This window comes from Amycolatopsis sp. DG1A-15b (genome assembly GCF_030285645.1).
In the GTDB taxonomy this organism is placed as follows: domain Bacteria; phylum Actinomycetota; class Actinomycetes; order Mycobacteriales; family Pseudonocardiaceae; genus Amycolatopsis.
In genome coordinates this window covers 9,515,404-9,538,876 of record NZ_CP127296.1, presented here as the reverse complement: position 1 = coordinate 9,538,876, position 23,473 = coordinate 9,515,404, and the positions used below count along the sequence as shown (strand labels likewise).

At 70.1% G+C, this 23,473-nt stretch carries 16 protein-coding genes and 1 pseudogene; 11 read left to right on the top strand and 6 right to left on the bottom strand.

The genetic code is table 11. From position 1 onward, the window contains the following. The first annotated feature begins 5 nt into the window (after window positions 1–5). From QRY02_RS44365 to QRY02_RS44345, 5 genes are read left to right on the top strand one after another with little or no spacing between them, the layout of a single operon-like run. Complete coding sequence (locus QRY02_RS44365; protein ID WP_285988664.1) at window positions 6–1,085, top strand: ABC transporter substrate-binding protein; 1,080 nt, start codon at window positions 6–8, stop codon at window positions 1,083–1,085. Continuing rightward, window positions 1,082–2,650: a sugar ABC transporter ATP-binding protein gene (locus QRY02_RS44360; RefSeq protein ID WP_285988663.1), complete on the top strand. Its 1,569-nt coding sequence runs from the start codon at window positions 1,082–1,084 to the stop codon at window positions 2,648–2,650. The genes QRY02_RS44365 and QRY02_RS44360 overlap by 4 nt, the downstream gene beginning before the upstream one ends. Further along, window positions 2,631–3,581: an ABC transporter permease gene (locus QRY02_RS44355; RefSeq protein WP_285988662.1), complete on the top strand. Its 951-nt coding sequence runs from the start codon at window positions 2,631–2,633 to the stop codon at window positions 3,579–3,581. Before QRY02_RS44360 ends, QRY02_RS44355 begins: the two co-directional genes overlap by 20 nt. Further along, window positions 3,578–4,558, top strand: coding sequence for an ABC transporter permease (locus tag QRY02_RS44350; RefSeq protein ID WP_285988661.1), 981 nt, complete (start codon window positions 3,578–3,580; stop codon window positions 4,556–4,558). Before QRY02_RS44355 ends, QRY02_RS44350 begins: the two co-directional genes overlap by 4 nt. 28 nt (window positions 4,559–4,586) lie before the next feature. Continuing rightward, window positions 4,587–7,046, top strand: a complete 2,460-nt coding sequence (locus tag QRY02_RS44345; protein WP_285988660.1) for a LamG-like jellyroll fold domain-containing protein — start codon at window positions 4,587–4,589, stop codon at window positions 7,044–7,046. Window positions 7,047–7,119: 73 nt separating this feature from the next. Here QRY02_RS44345 and QRY02_RS44340 read toward each other — a convergent pair whose 3' ends face one another. Genes QRY02_RS44340 through QRY02_RS44330 form a run of 3 tightly spaced genes read right to left on the bottom strand, consistent with a single transcriptional unit; the run spans window position 7,120 to window position 9,633 of the window. Continuing rightward, window positions 7,120–7,770, bottom strand: a complete 651-nt coding sequence (locus tag QRY02_RS44340; RefSeq protein ID WP_285988659.1) for a TetR family transcriptional regulator — start codon at window positions 7,768–7,770, stop codon at window positions 7,120–7,122. Between the two features lie 10 nt (window positions 7,771–7,780). Then, window positions 7,781–8,209, bottom strand: a complete 429-nt coding sequence (locus tag QRY02_RS44335) for a PGPGW domain-containing protein (RefSeq protein ID WP_285988658.1) — start codon at window positions 8,207–8,209, stop codon at window positions 7,781–7,783. Then, window positions 8,188–9,633 carry a serine hydrolase domain-containing protein gene (locus tag QRY02_RS44330; protein ID WP_285988657.1) on the bottom strand — a complete coding sequence of 482 codons (1,446 nt, stop codon included), beginning with the start codon at window positions 9,631–9,633 and terminating at the stop codon, window positions 8,188–8,190. Before QRY02_RS44330 ends, QRY02_RS44335 begins: the two co-directional genes overlap by 22 nt. Window positions 9,634–9,787: 154 nt before the next feature. Between QRY02_RS44330 and QRY02_RS44325 the strand changes: the two genes are divergently transcribed. Genes QRY02_RS44325 through QRY02_RS44315 form a run of 3 tightly spaced genes read left to right on the top strand, consistent with a single transcriptional unit; the run spans window position 9,788 to window position 13,178 of the window. Then, the gene (locus QRY02_RS44325; protein WP_285988656.1) at window positions 9,788–10,387 is read left to right on the top strand and encodes a dihydrofolate reductase family protein; all 600 of its coding nucleotides are present in this window, start codon (window positions 9,788–9,790) and stop codon (window positions 10,385–10,387) included. Between the two features lie 54 nt (window positions 10,388–10,441). Further along, window positions 10,442–11,893, top strand: a complete 1,452-nt coding sequence (gene tnpC, locus QRY02_RS44320) for an IS66 family transposase (protein WP_285988655.1) — start codon at window positions 10,442–10,444, stop codon at window positions 11,891–11,893. 55 nt (window positions 11,894–11,948) lie between these two features. Next, the gene (locus QRY02_RS44315; RefSeq protein WP_285988654.1) at window positions 11,949–13,178 is read left to right on the top strand and encodes an HNH endonuclease signature motif containing protein; all 1,230 of its coding nucleotides are present in this window, start codon (window positions 11,949–11,951) and stop codon (window positions 13,176–13,178) included. Between the two features lie 518 nt (window positions 13,179–13,696). Here the strand turns inward: QRY02_RS44315 and QRY02_RS44310 are convergent. Further along, window positions 13,697–14,284: an FMN reductase gene (locus QRY02_RS44310; protein WP_285988653.1), complete on the bottom strand. Its 588-nt coding sequence runs from the start codon at window positions 14,282–14,284 to the stop codon at window positions 13,697–13,699. Beyond that, complete coding sequence (locus QRY02_RS44305; RefSeq protein ID WP_285988652.1) at window positions 14,281–15,375, bottom strand: LLM class flavin-dependent oxidoreductase; 1,095 nt, start codon at window positions 15,373–15,375, stop codon at window positions 14,281–14,283. The genes QRY02_RS44310 and QRY02_RS44305 overlap by 4 nt, the downstream gene beginning before the upstream one ends. Window positions 15,376–15,482: 107 nt before the next feature. Between QRY02_RS44305 and QRY02_RS44300 the strand changes: the two genes are divergently transcribed. The 3 genes and pseudogenes from QRY02_RS44300 (at window position 15,483) to QRY02_RS44290 (ending at window position 21,739) form a co-directional block, all read left to right on the top strand. After that, a complete protein-coding gene (locus tag QRY02_RS44300; protein ID WP_285988651.1) occupies window positions 15,483–17,036 on the top strand; it encodes a phospholipase D-like domain-containing protein in 1,554 nt (517 codons plus the stop codon). 134 nt (window positions 17,037–17,170) lie between these two features. Continuing rightward, on the top strand, window positions 17,171–19,222 hold the full coding sequence (locus QRY02_RS44295) for a DNA gyrase/topoisomerase IV subunit B (RefSeq protein WP_285988650.1): 2,052 nt from the start codon (window positions 17,171–17,173) through the stop codon (window positions 19,220–19,222). 29 nt (window positions 19,223–19,251) lie between these two features. Beyond that, a pseudogene (locus QRY02_RS44290) lies at window positions 19,252–21,739 on the top strand (DNA gyrase/topoisomerase IV subunit A). Window positions 21,740–22,184: 445 nt separating this feature from the next. Here the strand turns inward: QRY02_RS44290 and QRY02_RS44285 are convergent. Next, the gene (locus QRY02_RS44285; RefSeq protein ID WP_285988649.1) at window positions 22,185–23,456 is read right to left on the bottom strand and encodes an RICIN domain-containing protein; all 1,272 of its coding nucleotides are present in this window, start codon (window positions 23,454–23,456) and stop codon (window positions 22,185–22,187) included. Window positions 23,457–23,473 lie beyond the last annotated feature (17 nt).

Sequence of the window (23,473 nt, the reverse complement as noted above, 5' to 3'; positions counted from 1 at the left end):
TCGCCGTGCTCTTGTCCTCCCGTCCCCGACTGGTTCTGGTCACCGCGGCCGCCGCCGCGCTGACCCTCACCTCCTGCACCAGCAGGGAAGAATCCCCCGCGGCCCCGTCGAGCGGCGGTGGGCCGGCCGCCAGCGCCCAGTCCGCCGCGCCGTCCGCCGACGGCTGCACGCTCGACAAGACCGGTTACCCCAAGGTCGACCTGAAGACGGCGGTGGTCGGTTTCTCACAGTCCGAAAAGGAGGCCAATCCCTTCCGGATCACCGAGACCCAGTCCATCCGCGACGAAGCCGCGAAGCTCGGCATCGCGAGCGACAAGCTGCTGGTCACCAACGCCCAGAACGACCTGAACCGGCAGATCAGCGACATCAAGTCGATGCTCGACCGCGGCGCCCAGCTGCTGGTCGTCGCGCCGCTGAACTCCGACGGCCTCCAGCCGGCCCTCGACGCGGCGAAGGCCAAGAAGGTCCCGGTCGTCACCATCGACCGCAAGGTGACGTCGCAGCCGTGCACCGACTACCTGACTTTCATCGGCTCCAACTTCGTCGAGCAGGGCAAGCGCGCCGCCCAGGCGATGGCGAAGTCGACCGGCGGCACCGGCAAGGTGGCGATCCTGCTCGGCTCGTCCGGCAACAACGTCACCACCGACCGCACCAAGGGCTTCAAGGACGAGCTCGCGAAGACGCCCGGCCTGTCCGTGGTCGCCGAGCAGACCGGCGAGTTCGACCGCTCCAAGGGCCAGGCCGTGATGGAGCAGCTCATCCAGAGCCACCCGGACATCACCGCCGTCTACGCCGAGAACGACGAAATGGGCGTCGGCGCGGTCAACGCGCTCAAGACGGCCGGCAAGACCCCGGGCAAGGACGTCAAGATCGTCTCCATCGACGGCACCCGCAACGCCGTGCAGCTCATCGTCGACGGCAGCTACAACGCCGTGATCGAGTCCAACCCGCGCTTCGGCCCGCTGGCCTTCCAGACGCTGCAGAAGTTCGAGAGCGGCGAGCCGATCCCGGCGAGCATCGTGATCACCGACGACCAGTACGACGAGACCAACGCCGCGCAGAAGGTCGGGAACTCCTACAAATGACGGCAGCCACCGACGAGGACGTCGCCATGACGACCGCACCGGTGCTCGAGGTGGCCGGGGTGACCAAGCGGTTCCCCGGCACCCTCGCGCTCGACGACGTCAGCTTCGCGCTGCGGCCGGGCGAGGTGCACGCGCTGGTCGGCGAGAACGGCGCCGGCAAGTCCACGCTGATCAAGGTGCTCACCGGCGTCTACCAGCCCGACGAAGGCGAGGTCCGCCACCTCGGCGAGCCGGTGACGTTCAAGCGGCCGATCGACGCGCAGCGCGCCGGGATCTCCACGATCTACCAGGAGGTCAACCTCGTCCCGCTGATGAGCATCGCCGGCAACGTCTTCCTCGGCCGCGAGCCGCGCACGAAGACCGGGCTGGTGGACTGGTCCAGGATGTACGCCGACAGCCGCGAGCTGCTCAAGGGCTACGGCATCGACGACGATGTCAAGCGCCCGCTGCACACCCTGGGCGTCGGCGCGCAGCAGATGGTCGCGCTCGCCCGCGCGGTCTCGACCGACGCGAAGGTCGTCATCATGGACGAGCCGACGTCGTCGCTCGAGCCGCGCGAGGTGGAGACGCTCTTCGAAGTGCTGAACCGGCTGCACGCCGAAGGCATCGCGATCGTCTACGTCAGCCACCGGATGGACGAGCTGTACCGGGTGTGTGACAGCGTCACCGTCCTGCGCGACGGCCGGGTCGTCCACAGCGGACCGCTGAAGCCGCTGCCGCGCATCGAGCTCGTGTCGCTGATGCTCGGCCGCGAGATCCGCCAGATCCGCGAAGAGGGCGTCACGGCGTTCGGCGAGGAGCACGAGGTCGAGCGCGAGCCGCTGCTCAAGGCCGAAGGCCTCTCCGGGCTGCGGAAGCTGCACGACGTCTCGGTGAGCATCCGGCCCGGTGAGGTCGTCGGCTTGGCCGGCCTGCTCGGCTCCGGCCGCAGCGAGACGGCCCGGGCCATCGTCGGCGCGTTCCCCCTCGACGGCGGCAGCGTGCTGCTGGCCGGGAAACCGCTGAAGAGGGGCAAGATCGCCCAAGCCGTGCGAGCCGGGATCGCGCTGCTGGCCGAGGACCGCAAGACCGACGGCATCATCCCGAACCTGTCCGTGCGCGAGAACATCGTGCTCGCCGCACTGCCGGGCCTCTCGCCGTTCGGCCTGGTCAGCAGGGCCAGGCAGGACCGGATCGTCAAGATCTTCATGGACCGCCTGCGGATCAAGGCCGCCAGTCCCGAGCAGAAGGTGTCGGAGCTGTCCGGCGGCAACCAGCAGAAGGTGCTCCTCGCCCGCTGGCTCGCCACCGGCCCGAAGATCCTCCTGCTCGACGAGCCGACCCGCGGCATCGACGTCGGCGCCAAGGCCGAGGTCCAGGCGCTGATCGACGAACTCGCGCAGGAAGGGCTGGGCGTCCTGCTCATCTCGTCCGAACTGGAGGAACTGATCGACGGCTCCGACCGCGTGGTCGTGCTGCGCGACGGCTCGGCCGTCGGGGAGCTGACCGGCGACCGCATCACCGAGGAAAACGTCCTGACGGCCATCGCAGCGGAGGGTGACAACGATGTCCACCGCCACCCTTGAGCGCGCGAAGGTCACCGCGTGGCTGCAGGACTACGGCGTCTACCTGGCCGTCGTCGTGCTGCTGCTGTTCAACGTGGTGTTCACCGAGAACTTCCTGTCCGCGGCCAACTTCCGCACCCAGCTGGTGCAGGCGGCGCCGGTCTGCATCGTCGCGCTCGGCATGGCGCTGGTGATCGGCACCGAGGGCATCGACCTCTCGGTCGGCTCGGTGATGTCGATCGCCGCCGCGCTCATCCCCCTCTACCTGGGGGCGGGACCGATGACGGCGATCATCGTGGCCGTCCTCGCCGGGATCGTGTCCGGCCTGTTCAGCGGCTACCTGGTGGCCTACCTGGGCATCCAGCCGATCATCGCCACGCTGGCGCTGCTGGTCGGCGGCCGCGGGCTCGCCCTGGTCATCGCCCACGGCCAGCTCGTCCAGCTGCACAACCGCGACTTCCTGCAGCTGGGCACCGGGGACGTCCTCGGCATCCCGGTCATGGTCATCGTCGCGGGCGTGCTGTCCGTGCTGGCCGGGCTGGTCGTGCAGCGCACGACGTTCGGGCGGCACCTGGTCGCCGTCGGCGGCAACCGCGCGGCGAGCTCCCTGGCCGGGCTGCCGGTGAAACGCGTGCTCGTCGGCGTCTACGTCATCTCGGGGGCACTGGCCGCGGTGGCCGGCGTGCTGGCGACGTCGAGGCTGGGCGCCAGCGACCCGAACGACCTCGGGCTCTTGATGGAGCTGTCCGCGATCACCGCGGTCGTCGTCGGCGGCACGCCGCTGACCGGCGGCCGGGTCCGCGTGCTCGGCACCGTGTTCGGCGCGCTGCTCATGCAGCTCGTGCACGCCACCCTGATCAAGCACAACCTGCCGGACTCGACCGCGCAGATGGTCCAGGCGGCCATCATCGTCGTCGCGGTCTACGTCGCGCGCGAGCGGAGCAGCAGATGACCGCCACCACCACCGAACCCGCCGCGCGCAACGCCGCGTTCGCCGGAGTCCTGCAGCGGCAGGGCGCGGCCGTCGTGCTCGTGCTCGGCATCGCCGCCGCGTGGTTCGCCTTCCCGCGCTTCGGATCCGCGGACAACCTGCGCGACCTGGCGCTGCAGAGCTCGTTCCTCGCGGTGATCGCGCTCGGCATGACGTTCGTGATCATCTCCGGCGGCATCGACCTCTCGGTCGGCTCGAACTACGCCCTCGGTGGCGTGCTCGCCGCGTACGGCGCGCAGTACGGGCTGGTCGTGGCGATCCTGTTGCCGCTGGCGGTGTGTTCGCTGATCGGGTTCGTCAACGGCCTGCTCATCGCCCGCACCGGGATGGCGCCGTTCATCGTGACGCTGGCGTCGCTGCTGTTCGCCAGGGGGCTCCTGCTGGCCCTGACCTCCGAGGGCGCGACGACGTACAAAGTGGACGCCGGCTCGGCGTTCCTCTGGCTCGGCCAGGGCACGGTCTTCGGCATCGGCGTCCCGGTCTACCTGACGCTCGTCCTGTTCGCCCTCGGCGGGCTGCTGCTGCGCCGCACGCGGTTCGGCCAGTCGGTGTTCGCCATCGGCGGCGCCGAGCAGTCGGCGCTGCTGATGGGGCTTCCGGTCGCCCGCACCAAGATCAGCCTCTACACGCTCAGCGGCGCGCTCGCCGGCGTCGCGGGCATCCTCACCGCCGCGTACCTGCAGTCCGGCGTCACGGTGATCGGCGTCGGCACCGAACTCGACGCGATCTCCGTCGTCGTCATCGGCGGCACGCTGCTCACCGGCGGCGCCGGGACGATCATCGGCACGCTCGTCGGCGTGCTGCTGCGCACGCTGATCCAGAACGTCATCAACCAGATCGGCACCCTCGACTCCAACTACCAGACCGTGGTGAGCGGCGCCTTCCTGCTCGTCGTCGTGGTGATCCAGCGCCTGCTCGCGCGCTCCCGTACCCGCTGACCCCTGTCCCCTACCAGGAGGTTCAACGATGTTCCGCCCCGCCCGACTGGCTGCCGTGCTGGCACTGGTCCTCACCGGACTCGCGGTCCCCGCCGCGCACGCCGAGTCCCCACCGCAGTGGCAACGGCTCACCCCGCCGCTGTCCACCCCGTGGACGAAGGACGTCTCCCCCGCCAACGCCCTCCCCGACTACCCCCGGCCCCAGCTGACCCGTGACAAGTGGCAGAACCTCAACGGCGTCTGGGAGTTCTCGTCGGCCAAGCCCGGCGAGGCCGCCCCCGTCGGCCGGTCCCTCGGAGAGCGCATTCTCGTGCCGTACCCGGTCGAGTCCGCGCTGTCCGGGATCATGCGCCACGAGACGAACATGTGGTACCGGCGGACGTTCCAGCTGCCGCGCGACTGGCGGGGGCAGCGGATCCTGCTGCACTTCCAGGCCGTCGACTACGACACCACGGTCATCGTCAACGGCAAGACCGTCAGCCGCCACACCGGTGGCTACGACGCCTTCTCGGTCGACGTCACCGACGCACTGACCACCGCACGCGACCAGGAGCTGATCGTCGGCGTCGCCGATCCGAACGACCAGGGCGGTCAGCCGATCGGCAAGCAGCGCCAGCCCGGTGACGGCATCTTCTACACGCCGTCTTCGGGCATCTGGCAGACCGTCTGGATGGAGCCGGTGGCGGCCGCGCGCATCGACCGCCTGGACGTCACGCCGGACCTCGGTTCCGTGACGGTGAACGCCGTCGTCGGCGGGCCGGTGAAGCAGCGCGTCGAAGCGGTGGCCTACGACCACGGCCGCCCGGTCGGGCGCGTCACGGGCGACGCGAACAAGCCGTTGAAGCTCAAGGTGGACCGGCCGCACCTGTGGTCCCCGGACGACCCGTTCCTCTACGACCTGCGGGTGAAGCTCGTCCCCTCGGGCGACGAGGTCGGCTCGTACTTCGGGCTGCGCACGATCGGCCTCGGCAAGACCGCCGACGGCAAGCAGCGGATGCTGCTCAACGGCAAGTTCGTCATGCAGGTCGGCCCGCTCGACCAGGGCTTCTGGCCGGACGGCATCTACACCGCACCGACCGACGCCGCGCTGAAGTTCGACCTGGAGCAGGAGAAGACGCTCGGCTTCAACATGGTGCGCAAGCACATCAAGGTCGAGCCGGACCGCTGGTACTACTACGCCGACAAGCTGGGCCTCATGGTGTGGCAGGACATGCCGGCGATGAAGGACGACGTCGAGCCGTCCGCGGCTTCGCGGGTCAACTTCGAGTCCGAGATGAAGCGGATGATCGACCAGCACCGCAGCTTCCCGTCGATCGTGAGCTGGGTGCCGTTCAACGAAGGCTGGGGCGACTACGAAGTCGGCCGCATCGCCGATCTCGTCAAGTCCTGGGACCCGACGCGGCTGGTGAACGCCGAGTCCGGCGTCAACTGCTGCCGGTCCGAACCGGACAGCGGCAAGGGTGACATCTACGACGACCACACCTACACCGGCCCGGGCACGCCGGTGCAGACCGGCCCGCGCGCGGCGGTCGACGGCGAGTACGGCGGCCTCGGCCTCAAGGTCGCCGGGCACGAGTTCGACGCGGCGGGCAGCTTCGCCTACGAAATGGAGCCCGACAGCGCGACGCTGACCCGGCGGTACGGCGAACTCCAGCAGCGCCTGCTGCTGGTCGCCCGGCGGTGCGGGGTGTCCGCGGGTGTCTACACGCAGACCACCGACGTCGAGAAGGAGGTCAACGGCTTCTTCACCTACGACCGGCAGGTGAAGAAGATGGACTTCGCGGCGGTCCGCGCGGCGAACCTCGCGGTGATCAAGGGCGCCACCGGCGCACCCGTGTCCGGTCCCTCGGTGCCGGCCGGAACGCCCGGGATCGACGGCATCGCCGCGTACCCCTTCGACGAGAACACCGGCACGGTGGCGGAGGACGTCGTGGGCAGCCACGACGCCACGCTCGTCGGCGGCGCGTCCTGGACCGCGGGCAAGAACGGCTCGGCGCTGGCGGTGAACGGGTCGGGCCAGTACGCCGACACGGGTGCCGCGCTGGTGAACACCGAAGGCAGCTACAGCGCGGCGGCGTGGGTGAAGTTCAACGCCGTCGGTGACGGCTTCCAGACGATCGTGAGCCAGGACGGCGACAGCAACAGCGCGTTCTTCCTGCAGTACTCGGGCGCGGACCACCGGCTGGCGATGAGCTTCGTGGGCACGCGGGCCCTGGCGCCCACCGCGCCGGAGCCGAACCGCTGGTACCACGTCGTCGGCGTCCGCGACGCGGCATCGGGCACGCTGAAGCTCTACGTCGACGGCCAATTGGCGGCGACGAAGAGCGTCTGCCTCGGCGAAGCATCGACGGGCCACACGGTGATCGGCCGCGGCAAGTACGGCGGCGGCCCGGTCGACTACCTCAACGGGGCGGTCGACCAGGTCCACGTCTACGACCGGGCGCTGTCCGACGCGGACGTGAGCGCGTTGTACAGCAGCGGCAAGTAGCGATTCGCCGGAATGGCCGCATCGGGTTCTCCGGTGCGGCCATTCCGCGGCTTCCGGCCGCGGTCGGCGGCCCTCACCCCTGCCGCGCGAGCAGCCCGGCCAGCAGGTTCGAGAGTCCCTCCGCCAGCCCGAACGCGGGCGGCTCCTCCGGCTCGGCCGCCGCCACGGCCGCCGTCGGGTTGGCCGCGGGCCACGAGCCCGACAGCAGGACCACCACCCCGCGGGCGAAGTGCCGGGCCGCCTCCGCCGGCAGCTCCGGCACCCGGATCCGCACCAGCTCGCCCAGCCGCTCGGTGTTCGCGGCGGCCCGGCGTTTGAAGCTGCGGGCGAACTCCACCGGGATGTTGCGCTCCAGCACCGGCGCCATCGAACTCAGCAGCTCGCACAGCACCGGCTGCCCGGTGAGCGTCGCCGCGATCGTCCCGGCGATCCGCTCCTCACGCGCGAAGCCGGGCTCCGCCGGCCCCGGTTCGCCGAGCGCGGCTTCGAGGTCGCCGAGCCAAGCCGTCCACGCGCTGTCGAGGATCTCCAGGAAGATCGCCTCGCGGCTGTCGAAGTACCGGATCACGTTGGACTTCGCCAGCCCGACGCGGCAGCTGAGCTCCCGCAGGCTGATGTCGGCGACCGGGCGCTCGGCGAGCAGCTCCCTCGCGGCGGCGAGGATGGCCCGCCGGCGCGCCTCGATCTGCTCGGGACGGCGGGCGCGCTGGAATCCGGCGCTCATGGCGCCGAGGCTACCGATCGGTCGAAGCCTTCGTTCCGGTTTCCCGGCGCGACTTGACCCGGCGGTAGCTCCAGCCCAGCAGCGCGAACAGGATCACCGACGACAGGATCAGGCTCGACCCGGTGCTCCAGCCGCTGAACGGCAGCGACTTCACCGTGCCCCAGACGATCCCCGCCGCCAGCAGCGCCAGCCCGGCCAGCACCGAGCCGGCGATGCGCAGCGGCGACGACACGCTGTCTTCCGCCGCCTTCATCGCGCGGTCGCGCACCGGGTCGACGTACCGTTCGAGCGCCGGGAACTCCGAGGCGAGCAGCAGCAACCCGGCCAGCACCAGCAGCAGCCCGGGGCCGGGCAACACGAGCAGCAGCACCCCGACCACCAGCAGGACGGCACCGGCCACCACCTTCAGGCCCCGCCTCATCCGCTTTCCGAGCCCCACGCGACCACTCCTGTCGTTTGGACCGATTCTTCCCGTCCCGGCCGCTGTCTGCCACTCACGAGAGCCCATACCCGCGCGGCGGCCACGACTAACGCGCAGAGCGTCGCCGAACCCAGCCAGCCGACGAGGCCCGGCCAGACGTACAGGATCTGCCCGAACGTGCCCCGCCGCCCGGCGAAGACGGCCCCCATCAGGTCCGGCAGCAGCACCAGGACCACGCCGGGCACCAGGCAGGGCAGCAGCCGGAGCCCCGCGCGCCACGGGCTCTTCCGCCGCGCGGCCCACCGGCGCGCGTGGACGACGCCGAGGGCGGCGAGCAGCACCGAAAGCAGGATCAGCCCGGCGAGCACCCGGTCCGCGACCACCCCGGCGGGCAGCGCGAGCTCCGGCGTACCGCCCTGGACCAGGGTGGCCAGGCCCTGCGCCAGCGTGTCCGCGTCGTTGTCCAGCGCCATGCCGGTGGTGGCGAGCACGGCGATGCCGTAGCCGTCCGGCAGCAGGAGCTGCGCGGCGGTGTGGCTGAACCACTCGCCGGTGTGGGACAGCCGTCCCGACGGATCGGCACGCCAGCCCAAGGCGTAGTCGCGCCCGGGTGCCGGGGTGTGCGCGAGCGCGACCGAGGACGGCGACAGGACACCGCCACCGTCACGCTGCGCGATCAGCCACCGCGCCAGGTCCTGCGCGGTGGTCACCACGCCGTGGCTGCCACCGGTGAACCAATCCGGTTCGGTCACCGGCACCTCGAACCCGAACGCCCGCACGTACCCCGGTGAGAGGTCCGCGGGCGGCTCGTCCACGGTCGTGCTCGACGTCATCCCGAGCGGCTGGAACAGGCGCGTCCGCAGGTAGGTGTCGAACGGCTGTCCGGCGACGACCTCGACGATCCGGGCGGCGACCTCGTAGTTCGGGTTGTGGTAGTGGAACCGCGTGCCCGGCTCGTCGGCGAGTTCGGCGTCCTTCAGCCGGGTGACGGCCTCGGCGAGGGTGTGCGGCTGCGGCAGCGCCAGATCGGGGAACGCCGAGTCGGCCATCCCGGACGTCTGGTCCAGCAGCATCCGGACGGTGATCTTCGCGCCGCGCGGGTCGGCGAGCCGGAAGTCCGCCAGGTACCGCGTCACCGGCTCGTCCAGCCCCAGCCGGCCCGCTTCGGCGAGCTGCAGGACCGCGAAGGCCGTCATGGACTTGCTCACCGACGCGATCGGCAGCCGGGTCGACGCCGTGAGAGGTGTGCCCGCGGCGTCGTGCCCGTACCCGGCGACGCGGACGACGTCCTGGCCGTGGGTGACCGCGACCGTGACGCCGGGCAGGCCGGTGTGGTCCAGGTAGGCGCGGACGTAGCTGTCGATGTCCCGGGGCGGAGCCGCGTCCGCCGGGGTGGCCGTGGCCAGCAGGAGGGCCGCCAGCACGAGGAGGAGCCGTGTCATGGCTGTGAAGGTAGGCAGCGCGGGGTGGCTGTCGCTGCTGCCGGACGGCCGGGGCGACCCCCTACTTTCGGCAGCTCCTTGACGGGCTGCCACGGCTCGCCTATCTTCAACTCATCAGTTGATAAACCATCTGGTTGATCAGGAGGTGCGGCTCATGCCGGGCGTGGTGGCGAGCTTCTGCATGTCGCTCGACGGGTTCGTGGCACGGCCCGACGACAGCGTCGGACCGCTCTTCGACTGGTACCAGGCCGGAGACGTCGAGGTGCCGATGGTCGGCTACCCGATGACGTTCCGCGTCGCACCCGCCAGCGCGCAGTACCTGAGCACGTTCCTCGATTCGGTGCGCCACAGCGCCTTCGTCTGCGGCCGCCGGGTGTTCGAGCACACCCACGGCTGGGCCGGCCGGCCCCCGGGCGGCGGCGCGGCGTTCGTCGTGACACACCGGCCCCCACCGGCCGGCTGGCCCGCGGACCACTTGGCGCCCTTCATGTTTTGCGCGGACATCGCGAGCGCGATCGAACAGGCCAAGGCGGCCGGCGACGGAACGGTGGGCGTTTCCGGGCCGTCGATCGCCCAGCAGTGCTTGAACCTCGGCCTGCTCGACGAGGTGCGGATCGACCTGGTTCCGGTGCTGCTCGGTACCGGCGTGCGGTACTTCGAGGACTCCGGCACCGGGAACGCCGAGCTGGAGCAGGTGGAAGTCGTTGCGGGGCAAGGGGTTACGCATTTGCGGTATCGGGTTCACTACCGCTGATCCCGGTTGGACACCACCTGATCGGTAACTGTTCAGGTCGTTGTCGGGCTGTGAGTGGGCCTGTGGGATGATCTTGTTGTGGGGGAAGGTGTTCGTCCGTCGTATGACGAGCTGGCCGCGCTGGTCGCAGCGCAGGCGGTGGAGCTCACGCGTGCGCGGGAGGAGATCGGCCGGCTACGGGACGAGGTCGCCCAGCTGAAACGCCGCCTCGGGATGAATTCGGGTAATTCGTCGATGCCGCCGTCGTCGGACCGGTTCAGCAAACCGGCGCCGAAGTCGTTGCGTGGCAAGACCAACCGTAAGCGGGGTAAGCAGCCGGGAGCGCCGGGGGCGAGTCTGTCGCTGGTTGAGGACCCCGACAGGGTCGTGGATCATGAGCCGTCGTCGTGCTCGGGATGCGGCACCGAGCTTCGCCGGCACGACGAGGTCGGGGTGACCCGCCGGCAGGTGGTGGACCTGCCCGAGGTGCGTCCGTCGGTGACCGAGCATCGCCTGCACCGGCTGCGGTGCCGCGGATGCCGCCACGTCACCACCGCGCCCGCGCCGGCCGAGGCGACCGCACCCGCCTGTTACGGGCCGAACGTGACCGCGCTGGCGGCGTATCTGCTGACCTACCAGCACATCCCGGTCGCGCGAACCGCGCAGCTGCTGGAAGACCTCATGGGGCTGCCGGTCTCGACCGGCTGGGTCGCCGGTGTCCTCACTCCGGTCGCCGCCAATCTCGACGAGTTCGCCCAGCGGGTCGAGCAGGCATTGCGGGTAGCGCCGGTGGCGCACTTCGACGAGACCGGCATCCGGGTCGCAGGCAGGAACTGGTGGCTGCACGTCGCCTGCACCCCACATCTGACCGCCTACCTGCCGCACCGGCAGCGTGGTGGCGAGGCGATGGACGAGTTCGGGATCCTCAACTACTTCCGCGGTGTCGCCGTCCACGACGGGCTGATGTCGTATCAGGACTTCGGGCGCAAACATGCCCGCTGCAACGCCCACCACCTGCGCGAACTGGTCGCGGCCGGCGAAGCCCACCCCGAGCACACCTGGCCCACGATCGCGTTCAAGACGCTCAAAGAACTCAACACCGCCGCCCATACCGCACGAGACGCCGGCCAGGACGCCATCCCCGCCCACATCCGCGATCCGCTGATCTCGAGGTTCGCCCGCACTCTCCACCTCGGCTTACTGCTGCACCCACCGAGTCGGGATCGCAAGCAAAGCAAGACCCGGAACCTGCTGGTGCGCTTGCGCGACTACCAGCACCAGGTGCTGCTATTTGCCCGCGACTTGACTGTCCCGTTCACCAACAACCAGGCCGAACGCGACCTGCGGATGATCAAGGCCCAGCTGAAGATCTCCGGCGGCTGGCGCACCCGGCACGGCGCCCACGCATGGCTACGCGTCCGCGGTTACCTCTCCACTGCCCGCAAGAACGGCCTCCACATCATCACCGCGCTCCGCGACGCTGTCACCGGAAACCCCTGGCTGCCAACGAACATCGAAATAGCCTGAACAGTTACCCTGATCGTGTGATGAACTCATGTTCGATGCTCGGTAATCTTGAGCTATGTCCGACAACGCGACTCTCTCCTCCGACGCGGTGGCCATCGCCGACCGCATCGGTGAGCTGCTCGCGTGCATGCGCTCTGCCGAAGCCGAACTTGGTGCACTGCTGGTGGAAATCGAACAGCGCGGGGTGATGGAGCTGTTCGGCTACCGCTCTGCCGCTCGGCTTTTGGAGCATCTCGGCGATGTTCCCAAGCAGGCCGGCGAACGGATGGTGAAACGCGCTCGCGCTCTCAATCCGGGCCGGAATCTCGACGGCAGCCCGATTCCCGCTTTGGCGCCCGCGACTGGTGTTGCCGCGCTGGCGGGGCGGTTGAGCAACCCGATGATCGACGTGATCACCGGGGTGCTCACCCAAGTCCCGCCCGAGCATCACGCGAACGTCGAGGCCGACCTTCTGACTTTCGCCGCCGATGCCGGACACAAGCAGGTTGCCGCCCTCGGCGCCCGCATCCTCGCCCACCTGAACCCCGACAGCACCAAACCCGACGACACCGAACCCGCCACCCCCACCCGCGAACTATTCCTGCGTCGCAAGCGCTCCGGGGTCTGGGAGTTGAACGGCAGGTTCGACGACGAGACCGGCACCCGCGCCAGCGCCCTACTCGACTCGCTCGCCGAACGCCGCACCAGCGACGACGGCCCCGACCACCGCACCCTGCCCCAGCGCTACGGCGACGCCTTCTCCGACGCGGTCGACCTCGCCCTCAACTCCCCAGACCTACCCATGCAAGCCGGAGAACGAGCCCACGTGACGGTCGCGGTATCGCTAGCCGACCTGAAGACCGGCGTGGGGACAGCCACTCTCGGCGACACCGGTGAGATGACCGCTGCCGAAGCCCGGGTGCACGCCTGCGACAGCATGCTCATCCCCGCCGTCCTCGGTGACAGGAGCGAACCGCTCAACCTCGGTCGCCTCCGCCGCTTGATCTCTGCCGGACTCCGCCGCGCCCTGTACCTGCGCGACCGCGGCTGCGCCTTCCCCGGCTGCCACCGACCACCACGCCACTGCCAAGGTCACCACATCCGTCACTGGGCCGACGGCGGACCCACCAACCTCACCAACCTCGTCCTGATGTGCGCCCACCACCACCGGCTCCTGCACCGCTCCGGCTGGGAAGTCCGCATCGCCCCCGACGGCCTCCCCGAATTCCTCCCACCGGTGTTCATCGACAGGCGCCGAAAACCCAGGCGCAACAACCTCCACGAACCACTGCCATTCGCAGCCTGAGCCAACCGGACACGGGAAAGGCCCGCAGCCATACGGCTACGGGCCCACACCCACGCCCGCCCAATGGGCGACCGGTCGCTGGCGGCGGTCAGCGAAAGTCGATGGCCGACAACAGCCGCGCTCGAAGTGGACCGTCGCCGGAAGCCCCGCTGAACTCGCTGGGTCTCACCTCAAAGATGCGCCTCGGACTGCCATCCCGGTGCGGCGATTACCGCCACCATCGCGACTGCCGCACTCGCCGCCGTGACCGTGTCGTCATTGCCGCGGTGGCCATCTTGCCGCCTGCCCGTCGAGATCGGAGCGGCCGTCGTTGCAGGCGATCACTTGGTGGGCCGGTCGCGAGGCGGGTGGCCACGAAGTTGCATCCGAGCTGCGAGCCGGATCAGAAACCGTTGCCGACCGCCGGGCAGCGCGGCGGCAGCCCGACGTTCATCCCCGTACCGCGCGCCCCGGCCGGCCGGGCGGTGGACAACCACACGCCCGTCCGGCCCAAACCACCGGCAGCGAAGCCGGCGACCTCACTCGGCCGCCAGCAACTGCTCGAACGGCACGAAATCCGGCTCCCCCGACGCGGCAGGCCGGCCCTCGGCGAGCGAAGCCAGCTCCGCCCCCGCCTTCTCGATCCGCCGCTGCAACGCCCCGGAAGCCTCACCACTGCCCCAGTCGGACGAAGCCGCGTACACGCCCGTTGCGACCGGGTCCGCCTTCAAATACCCGAACAACGGCCGCAACTGGTAGTCGAGCACCAGGGAGTGCCGTTCCGTCCCGCCCGTGGCCGCGAGCAGCACCGGCTTGCCCACCAGCGAATCCGCGTCCAGTACGTCGAAGAACGACTTGAACAACCCGCTGTACCCCGCCGTGAACACCGGCGTCACCGCGATCAGCGCGTCCGCGCCGGTCACCGTCTCGATCGCCGTGCGCAGCTGCGGGCTCGGGAAGCCCGTCAGGAGGTTCTTCGTGATGTCCAACGCCACGTCCCGCAACTCCACCACCGACACCGAGACCGGTTCCCCGGCCGCGGCGACCGTCGCCGCGGCCAGGCGGTCGGCCAGCAGGCGGGTCGACGAAGGCACCGACAGACCCGCTGTCACCACTGCGAGCTTCATACCGTTGCCTCCACCGAAGCCGAAGCGGCCGCCTTCAGCGACGCGTGCGTCGGCGCGTCCGGGACGTGGGCGGGGCGCCGGGCGTCCAGTTCCTTGCGCAGCACCGGGATCACGTGCTCGCCGAGCAGGTCGAGCTGCTCCAGCACCGTCTTCAGCGGCAGGCCCGCGTGGTCCATCAGGAACAGCTGGCGCTGGTAGTCACCGAAGTTCTCGCGGAAGGTCAGCGTCTTGTCGATGACCTCCTGCGGGCTGCCGACCGTCAACGGCGTCTGCTCCGTGAACTCCTCCAGGGACGGGCCGTGCCCGTACACCGGTGCGTTGTCGAAGTACGGCCGGAACTCGTTCCACGCGTCCTGGGACTTCGGGCGGATGAACGCCTGGCCGCCCAAGCCGACGATCGCCTGGTCCGCCGATCCGTGGCCGTAGTGCTCGAAGCGCTGGCGGTAGAACGAGATCAGCTGCTGGAAGTGCGACGTCGGCCAGAAGATGTGGTTGGCGAAGAAACCGTCGCCGTAGTACGCCGCCTGCTCGGCGATCTCCGGGCTGCGGATGGACCCGTGCCAGACGAACGGCGGGACGCCGTCCAGGGGCCGCGGTGTCGACGTGAAGCCCTGCAGCGGGCTGCGGAACTTGCCGGACCAGTCGACGACGTCCTCGCGCCAGAGCCGGCGCAGCAGCGCGTAGTTCTCGATCGCCAGCGGGATGCCCTGGCGGATGTCCTGGCCGAACCACGGGTAGACCGGGCCCGTGTTGCCGCGGCCCATCATCAGGTCGACGCGGCCGTCGGCGAGGTGCTGCAGCATCGCGAAGTCCTCGGCGATCTTCACCGGGTCGTTCGTGGTGATCAGCGTCGTCGACGTCGACAGGATCAGCTTGGACGTCTGCGCCGCGATGTGGCCCAGCATCGTCGTGGGCGACGACGGGACGAACGGCGGGTTGTGGTGCTCGCCGGTCGCGAAGACGTCGAGGCCGACCTCCTCCGCCTTGAGCGCGATGCGGACCATCGCCTTGATCCGCTCGTGCTCCGTCGGCGTGGTGCCGTTGGTGGGATCGGTCGTGACGTCGCCCACCGTGAAGATTCCGAACTGCATGACCTGCTCCCTTCGCGAGCACCATCTTACATGCGCGTTCAACTACTTCCAAGCAAGAGATATTCCGGCCGTCAGGTGCTCCGAGGGCACCGGCTAAGGTCGTGGGCATGGACGCGGAGCTCGCTCGGCTGGGTTTGGCAGAACGTTCGGTACGACTACTCGCCGGTCGCGACATCTGGGCCTCGATCACCCCCTTGCTCGCCCCGCGCCGGAACCTGGTGGCCGCCTTCGGCCACGTCGGCCCCGGCGCGGCGGCCTTGCTGCCCTTGCAACCCGGCGACACGCTGATCACGGACGCGAGCCTGGACACGGTGCTGTCCGGCGCGACGAGCCCGCACGCGCTGCTGCACTGGGTCAAGGCGGGCGTGATCGTGCACTCGCTGCGGGGGCTGAACGCGAAGCTGGTGATCGCGGAGGACGACCCGTCCTTCGTCGTGGTCGGCTCGGCCGACGTCACCGCCGCCGGCCCGCGGCAGCTGTTCGAGGCCGTCACCGTCTCCCACGAGCGGCACACCGTCGAGGAGGCCCAGGAGGCCTGGCTCGAGTGGTGCGACCTCGCGGGCCCCTCGCTGACCGCCGGTGACCTGGAGCCGCTGCTGGAGCAGTACGGCGCCGGCAAGCTCGTCACGGGCCGCCCCGCGGCGACCCGGTCCGCCGCGGCCGCCCGGCCGGTGGTGACCAGCCGCCCGGTGACGCCGGTCCGGCCCGCGGCCGCGACACCGCCGCCCTCGCCGGTGCGCCCGGCGGCTCCGCCCGCTTCCCCGGTGCGCCCGGGCGTTCCGGGCGCGGCTCCTTCGGGCGTGATCCGCCCGGGTGTCCCCGGTGGCCCGGCCACCACGACCCGCCCCGGCGTCCCGGCGGCCCCGGCCACCACGTCCGCGACCCGCCCCGGCGTCCCTGGGGGCCCGGCCGCGGACCACCCCGGCGTTTCGAACGGAGCCGCCCCTTCCGAGGTCGCGGGCCCCGCACAGCCCGCCGCGGCCACGCCGGCCGCCTCCCCCGCCGAGCCGGGCACCACGCAGCCGGAACAGCCGGAGCCTGCCGCGCCCGCCGCCGAGCCCGGTTCCCCGAACGGGACCGCGGAACCGGTTGCGGCCGAGCCGGAAGCCGAAGCCCCGGAAGCCGCCGAAGCCACTGAAGCCCCCGAAGCCACTGACGTGCCCCGGCCGTCCTGGCCGCGGCCGGCCGAGCTGTACCTGGTCAGCCTCGTCGAAGGCGGCGAACCGAACGCCGAGGCCGCGTACCGGCTCGAAGAGCTGCAGCGCGAGTACACCCACGCGGGCGAAGCCGGCGAGTCACCGTTCCGCGTCGAGCTGCTCTGGGCCGACGACGGCCAGGGGCAGGACCCGCCGCGGACGCTCCGCCAGGGCGTGCACGTGATCCCCGTCTACAGCCAGAAGCAGGGCCGTCCCCTCGTCGGGTCGCGGATCGAGGCCCCCGGTCTCGTCCTGCAGGCGTACATCGACGAGTTCGCGTACCCCCGCCGTACCTACTGCTACGTCCTGACCCGGCAGTCGGCCGCCAAACCGGCCTTCGGGGACCTCCGCAAGGCCCTCGCCGCGATCGGCGAGAAGCCGAACTTCCGGAACAGCTTCCAGGTCCCGCGGAAGATCGAAGCCCTGCTGGGCCTGTGGCCCGACCTGGGCTACGACCCCCGCTGACGCGCGGCGTACGCCACTCCGGGGACGGGAGCGCGCGAAAGTTGTCGGGGTCGGCGGATATCCTGCACTACGGTGCAGGCGAGTCCGCACCACCACCAGCACTTTCGCGAGCCACGATCCGGGAGAACGACCCTGTGACTGCCGAGACCTTGTACGGGGCCGACGACCTGACGCATCTCGAGGGTCTCGAAGCCGTCCGCAAACGACCCGGGATGTACATCGGCTCCACCGACAGCCGGGGCATCAACCACCTCTTCTCCGAAGTGGTGGACAACTCGACGGACGAGGGTGTCGCGGGCCACGCGACGAAGATCGTCGTCACCCTGCACGCCGACGGCAGCGTCCAGGTGGACGACGACGGCCGCGGGATCCCGACCGGCACCCACGCCAAGTCCGGTTTGTCCGGCGTCGAGCTGGTGCTGACGCGCCTGCACGCCGGCGGCAAGTTCGGCGGCTCGGGCTACAAGACCTCCGGCGGCCTCCACGGCGTCGGCGCTTCGGCGGTCAACGCGCTGTCGCACCGCTTCGACGTCACGGTGAAGCAGGACGGCAAGGTCCACCAGATGTCGTTCAAGCACGGCGTCCCCGGCACCTTCGACGCGCCCGGCCCCAAAGCCAAGTTCACCCGCCGCTCCGGGCTGAACCTCGTCGGCAAGATGAAGCGCGGCGAGCGCAGCGGTACGTCGATCCGCTACTGGTACGACGCGCGCTACTTCGAGTCCGGCGCGGCGCTGGACGTCGAGGCCGTGCGGACCAAGATGCGCAACACCGCGTTCCTCGTCCCGGGCGTCACGTACGTGCTGCGCACGGCGATCGAAGACACGATCAACGAGGAGACCTTCCACTTCCCGCACGGCCTGGTCGACATGGTCGACTTCCTCACGCCGTCGGGCGAGAAGCCGGTCTGCGGCACGCTGCTGATCACCGGCGAGGGCACGTACAAGGAGAACGCGGCGGACGCGGCAGGCGTCATGCAGTCCAATGTGGAGCGGCACGCCGAGATCGAGGTGGCGCTGCGCTGGGGCACCGGCTACGAGCGCACGGTGGAGTGCTTCACCAACACGATCCGCAACGTCCACGGCGGCACGCACCGCCGAGGCTTCGACCGCGCGATGGCGAAGGCGTTGCAGGACGCCATCTCCAAGACCCGCGGGCTGCTCAAGCCCAAGGAGGACATGCCGACGATCGAGGACGTCCTCGAGGGCATGACCGCGGTCGTGCACGTCCGGCTCCCGGAGCCGCAGTTCACGTCGCAGACGAAGGACGAGCTGTCCACCGCCGGCATCACCCGGGTCATCCAGGGCATCGTCGACAAGCACGTCAAGGCCTGGACCGAGGACCGCAAGACCAAGTCCGAGGCCAAGGTCGTGCTGCAGAAGGTGGTCGACGCCTCCCGCGTCCGGCTCACCCAGAAGCAGCAGAAGGACGCCGCCCGGCGCAAGACCGCCCTGGAAGGCGCGGCGATGCCGCCGAAGCTGGTCGACTGCCGCACCACCGGCGTCGCCCGCAGCGAGCTGTTCCTGGTCGAGGGCGACAGCGCGCTGGGGTCGGCGCGGATGGCGCGCGTCTCGGAGTACCAGGCGCTGCTGCCGCTGCGCGGCAAGATCCTGAACGTCCAGAAGGCGTCGCTGGGCGACACGCTGAAGAACGCCGAGATCGCGTCGATCGTGCAGGTCCTGGGCGCGGGCACCGGGCGCACGTTCGACCTGACGACCATGCGCTACGGCCGGGTGATCCTGATGGCCGACGCGGACGTCGACGGCTCGCACATCCGCACGCTGCTGATCACGCTGTTCGCGAAGTACATGCGCCCGGTGATCGAGGACGGCCGGCTGTACGCGGCGATGCCGCCGCTGCACAAGCTGGTCACGAAGGGCCGCAACCCGGAGACGCACTTCACCTTCACCCAGCGCGAGATGGAGCAGAAGTTCGCCGAGCTGGAGAAGGCGGGCAAGAGCATCGTCACGCCGGTGCCGCGGTTCAAGGGGCTCGGCGAGATGGACGCCGACGAGCTGTGGGAGACCACGATGAACCCGGCGACCCGCTCGGTCCGCCGGATCACCATGGACGACGCCGAAGCCGCCGAGGGTGCGCTGGAGCTGCTGATGGGCGAGAAGGTCGAGCCCCGGCGGAACTGGCTGGTCGCCTCCTCCGACCGGGTCGACCGCGAAGCCATCGACGCCTGAGTTTTTCGTAGCTACCAAGGAGTTCTGCCGTGGCACGCCGCAAGGGCACCACCACCAAGGTCGATCCGAGCGCGTTCGACGCCGCCGGGGCGCAGGTCTTCGAGAACCCGCTGAAGACGGAGATCGAAGACTCCTACCTGGAGTACGCGTACTCGGTCATCCATTCGCGCGCCCTGCCGGACGCGCGGGACGGGCTCAAGCCGGTGCACCGCCGGATCCTGTACTCGATGAACGAGAACGGCTACCGGCCGACGCACGCGTACGTGAAGTCTTCGCGCGTGGTCGGTGACGTGATGGGCAAGTACCACCCGCACGGCGACGTCGCGATCTACGACGCGATGGTGCGGCTGGCGCAGGACTTCTCGCTGAACGTCCCGCTGATCGACGGCCACGGCAACTTCGGCTCCCCCGACGACGGCCCGGCCGCCAGCCGGTACACCGAGGCGCGGATGTCGCCGGAGGCGATGCAGCTGGTCGGCGAGCTCGGCGAGGACACCGTCGACTTCCGCCCGAACTACGACGGTTCGCTCGAGGAGCCGTCCGTGCTGCCCGCGGCGTTCCCGAACCTGCTGGTCAACGGCACGTCCGGGATCGCGGTCGGGATGGCGACCAACATGATCCCGCACAACCTCGGCGAGGTCATCGCCGCGGCGCGGTGGCTGATCACGCACCCGTCCGCGACGCTCGACAAGCTGATGGAGTTCGTGCCGGGCCCCGACCTGCCGACCGGCGGCAAGCTGCTGGGCCTCGACGAGGTCCGCCGCGCCTACGAAACCGGCCGCGGCGTGGTCCGGATGCGCGCGAGCGTCGAGACCGGGCCGCTCGAAGGCAGCCGCGGGCGGCAGGCGATCACCGTCACCGAGCTGCCTTACGGCGTCGGCCCGGAGAAGGTGATCGAGAAGATCACCGACGAGGTCAACAAGTCCAAGCGGCTCACCGGCATCGCCGACGTCAAGGACCTCACCGACCGCGAGAACGGCACGCGGCTGGTCATCGAGTGCAAAGTCGGCGTCAACCCGCAGGCGCTGCTCGCCGACCTCTACCGGCTCACGCCGCTGGAGCAGTCGTTCGGCATCAACAACCTGGTCCTCGTCGACGGCCAGCCGCAGACCCTGGGCCTGAAGGAACTCCTGGAGGTCTTCCTCCGCCACCGCTACGACGTCGTCACGCGGCGCACGAAGTACCGGCGCCGCAAGCGCGAAGAGCGGCTGCACCTGGTCGACGGCCTGCTGATCGCGCTGCTGAACATCGACAAGGTGATCAAGCTCATCCGCGAAAGCGAGAACGCGCAGGCCGCGAAGGACGGCCTGATGACGCGCTTCAAGCTGTCGGAGATCCAGGCGACGTACATCCTGGACACGCCGCTGCGCCGGCTGACCAAGTACGACCGCCTCGAACTCGAAGTCGGAGCAGGAGCGCCTGCGCGAGGAGATCGCGGAGCTGACCAAGATCCTCGACGACGAGTCGGTGCTGAAGAAGCTCGTCTCGGCCGAGCTGGCGAAGGTCGCGAAGGACTTCACGACCGAGCGCCGCACCGCGCTGATCGACGGCGACCTGAAGGAGGTCCTGGCCGCGTCCAAGCCGTCCGGGCCCCTGGAGGTCACGGACGACCCGTGCCAGGTGATCCTGTCGGCGACCGGGCTGGTGGCGCGCACCGCCGCCGAGTCCGAAGAAGCCACCGAGACGCGTCGCCGCAACGGCCGCGTGAAGCACGACGCGGTGGCGGCCCTGGTCCACACGACCGCGCGCGGGCAGGTCCTGCTGGTGACCAGCCGCGGCCGGGCGTTCAAGACCGACGTGCTGCCGCTGCCGGTGCTGCCCGAGCAGGCCGGCACGGTGTCGCTGCGCGGCGGCATGGCGGCGAAGGAACTGGTGCCGCTGGAGAAGGGCGAGACGGTCGTCGGGATCGCGCCGCTGGGCGAGCAGGCGGCGGGCTCGCCGGGCCTGGCGCTCGGCACCCGGGCCGGCGTCGTCAAGATCTGTTCGCCGGAGTGGCCGGTCCGCTCGGACGAGTTCGAGGTCATCTCGTTGAAGGACGGCGACGAGGTCGTCGGCGCGACGTGGCTGACGGACGGCTCGGAGACGCTGGCGTTCGTGTCGTCGGAGGCGTCGCTGCTGAAGTACGCGGCGTCCCTGGTCCGCCCGCAGGGGCTCAAGGGCGGCGGAATGGCCGGGATCAACCTGCCCGGCGAGGCGACGGCGGTGTTCTTCGGCGCGGTCCGCACGGACGACGACGAGCACGGCGAGCCGATGGTGATCACCGCAACGGGCCAGAGCGTGAAGGTGACGCCGTTCAGCGAGTACCCGGCGAAGGGCCGCGCGACGGGCGGCGTCCGCGCCCAGCGGTTCCTCAAGGGCGAAACGGCGTTGCGGGTGGCCTGGATCGGGCCGCGCCCGGCGGGCGCGGCCCGCAACGGCGACCCGGTGGAGCTCCCGGAGATCGACGTCCGCCGCGACGGCTCGGGCCACGCCCACCCCGGCCCGGACGTGGTGGGCCACCTCATCGAGCGCGGCTGATCCGTGAGGGGCCACCTCGGGAGGTGGCCCCTCAGCTTCACGCCGGGTAAAACTCCTGCAACCTTCGTGCCAGCTCCACAGCAGCCCTGGGATCCCCTCCCCGCTCCCCCACGCCGGCGGGATCCTCGTCGTCGAAGACGGCAGCGGTGAACTCGCGAGTGCCGACGGATTCCTCATCCACGGCAACCCAGTCTTCAGGGCCGAACACAGCTCGCGGCGACGCTCGTCACCTCGCGGGTACAGCAAGACGGCGATGCGGAGAACAAAGCCGGGGACGGCAGCCGCTTCCGCGCTTCTTCCGCCGACTCCCAGCCGTCGTCGAGCATCCTGCGCAAGATCGGGTACAACACCCCCGAGCGCCCACCGGAGTCCTCGCCGAGGTGCCAGACGGCCATCCGCTCGCGGCACCGCCCCCCGACCGTCGGACGGCGCCGCGAGCCGAACGCTAGGCGACCTTGAACGACTGAGCGGCGCTGCCGCTGCAGGCCGCCTGGACCAGCTGGACGCTGTCCGCCGTGGACGAGCCCGGCACGGTCAGGCACTTGCCGCTGTGGCGGGCGACGAAGTGGTAGTAGCCGCCGCCCTCGGGCACCGGCTGCCACTGCTGGTTGCCGCCGCCGCTGTAGGACCACAGCTGCAGCCCGGCGTTGTCCGCGGTCGAGACGTCGGTGACGTCGATGACCTCGGCCGCGTTCGTCCGGTTGTTGATCCGGTCGTAGCCGCCGCTCGTCGGGGCGAACTGGTACTGCTGGGCGGCGGTGCCGTTGCACGTGTACTGCTGGATCACCGTGCCGTTGGCGCTGCCGGCCGCGCGGGCGTCGACGCACTTGCCGGACGCCTTGTTAGTCACCGCGTAGAAGGCCGCGGGGTCGATCGTGCCCGGGTCGGTCGGCCCGGTCGAGCCGCCGCCGAGCCACTTGAGCCCGTCGAGCACGAACCGGTTCTGGTCGGCGCTCTCGAACGTCGACGACAGCGCCGTGTTCGTGTCGTAGTTCATCGCGTTGTGGCCGAAGTTGGCGTAGAGCATCTTGTAGTTCTTGTTCGTCCACGCGATCGGGTAGTAACCGCTGTACCAGGTCTGGTTCGGGTCGGTGCCGATCGGGAAGGTGCCCTGGTCCATCGACGCCAGGACGGTGATGTTGCCGTTCTGGCGCAGGTCGTTCTGCCAGGCGTACCACTCCGACGTCGACGACCGGATCGTCGCCGGCAGGTTCACCGTCGACGGGTGCGTGCGGTTCTCGATCTTCAGCGTCTCCGGGGTGGGGCCCCACGTGTTCGACGTGAACCGGCCGGTGCCGAGGAAGTCGTTGTGGAACCAGTTGGCGTACGACGGCGTCGAGCTGTCGTTGTAGGCGGTGACGTGGAAGCCGAAGAACCCGCCACCCGCCTGCATGTACCGCTGGAAGCCCTGGAACTGCGCCTGCGACTGCGGCTGGTCGTCGAGGAACAGCACCACCTGGTACTGGTCCGGAGTGATGGTCGTGAGCTGGTTCCAGTTGGTCGTCGCGGTGTAGGTGAACCCGTTGGCCGACGCCTGCTGCGGGAACCAGACGTTCGCTTCCTTCTCGAAGCTGATGTGCGCGGCGTCGTAACTGCCGCTGTAGAAAGCCAGCACCTTGAACGGGGTCGCGGCCTGGACGGGCGGAGCGCCGAGGCTCAACCCCAGGCACGCGGCGAAGAACGCCAGGATCCGGATCAGCGGACGGCGGGATCTCATGGGCGGACCTTTCCGGT

Excerpts from the sequence above, each read along its gene's own strand:
- QRY02_RS44340 (WP_285988659.1), bottom strand. The coding sequence starts at position 7,770 with ATGAGCGCCGGATTCCAGCGCGCCCGCCGTCCCGAGCAGATCGAGGCG.
- QRY02_RS44330 (WP_285988657.1), bottom strand. The coding sequence starts at position 9,633 with ATGACACGGCTCCTCCTCGTGCTGGCGGCCCTCCTGCTGGCCACGGCC.
- QRY02_RS44285 (WP_285988649.1), bottom strand. The coding sequence starts at position 23,456 with ATGAGATCCCGCCGTCCGCTGATCCGGATCCTGGCGTTCTTCGCCGCG.
- QRY02_RS44345 (WP_285988660.1), top strand. The coding sequence starts at position 4,587 with ATGTTCCGCCCCGCCCGACTGGCTGCCGTGCTGGCACTGGTCCTCACC.
- QRY02_RS44310 (WP_285988653.1), bottom strand. The coding sequence starts at position 14,284 with ATGAAGCTCGCAGTGGTGACAGCGGGTCTGTCGGTGCCTTCGTCGACC.
- QRY02_RS44360 (WP_285988663.1), top strand. The coding sequence starts at position 1,082 with ATGACGGCAGCCACCGACGAGGACGTCGCCATGACGACCGCACCGGTG.
- QRY02_RS44325 (WP_285988656.1), top strand. The coding sequence starts at position 9,788 with ATGCCGGGCGTGGTGGCGAGCTTCTGCATGTCGCTCGACGGGTTCGTG.
- QRY02_RS44305 (WP_285988652.1), bottom strand. The coding sequence starts at position 15,375 with ATGCAGTTCGGAATCTTCACGGTGGGCGACGTCACGACCGATCCCACC.
- QRY02_RS44355 (WP_285988662.1), top strand. The coding sequence starts at position 2,631 with ATGTCCACCGCCACCCTTGAGCGCGCGAAGGTCACCGCGTGGCTGCAG.
- QRY02_RS44350 (WP_285988661.1), top strand. The coding sequence starts at position 3,578 with ATGACCGCCACCACCACCGAACCCGCCGCGCGCAACGCCGCGTTCGCC.
- QRY02_RS44315 (WP_285988654.1), top strand. The coding sequence starts at position 11,949 with ATGTCCGACAACGCGACTCTCTCCTCCGACGCGGTGGCCATCGCCGAC.
- QRY02_RS44300 (WP_285988651.1), top strand. The coding sequence starts at position 15,483 with ATGGACGCGGAGCTCGCTCGGCTGGGTTTGGCAGAACGTTCGGTACGA.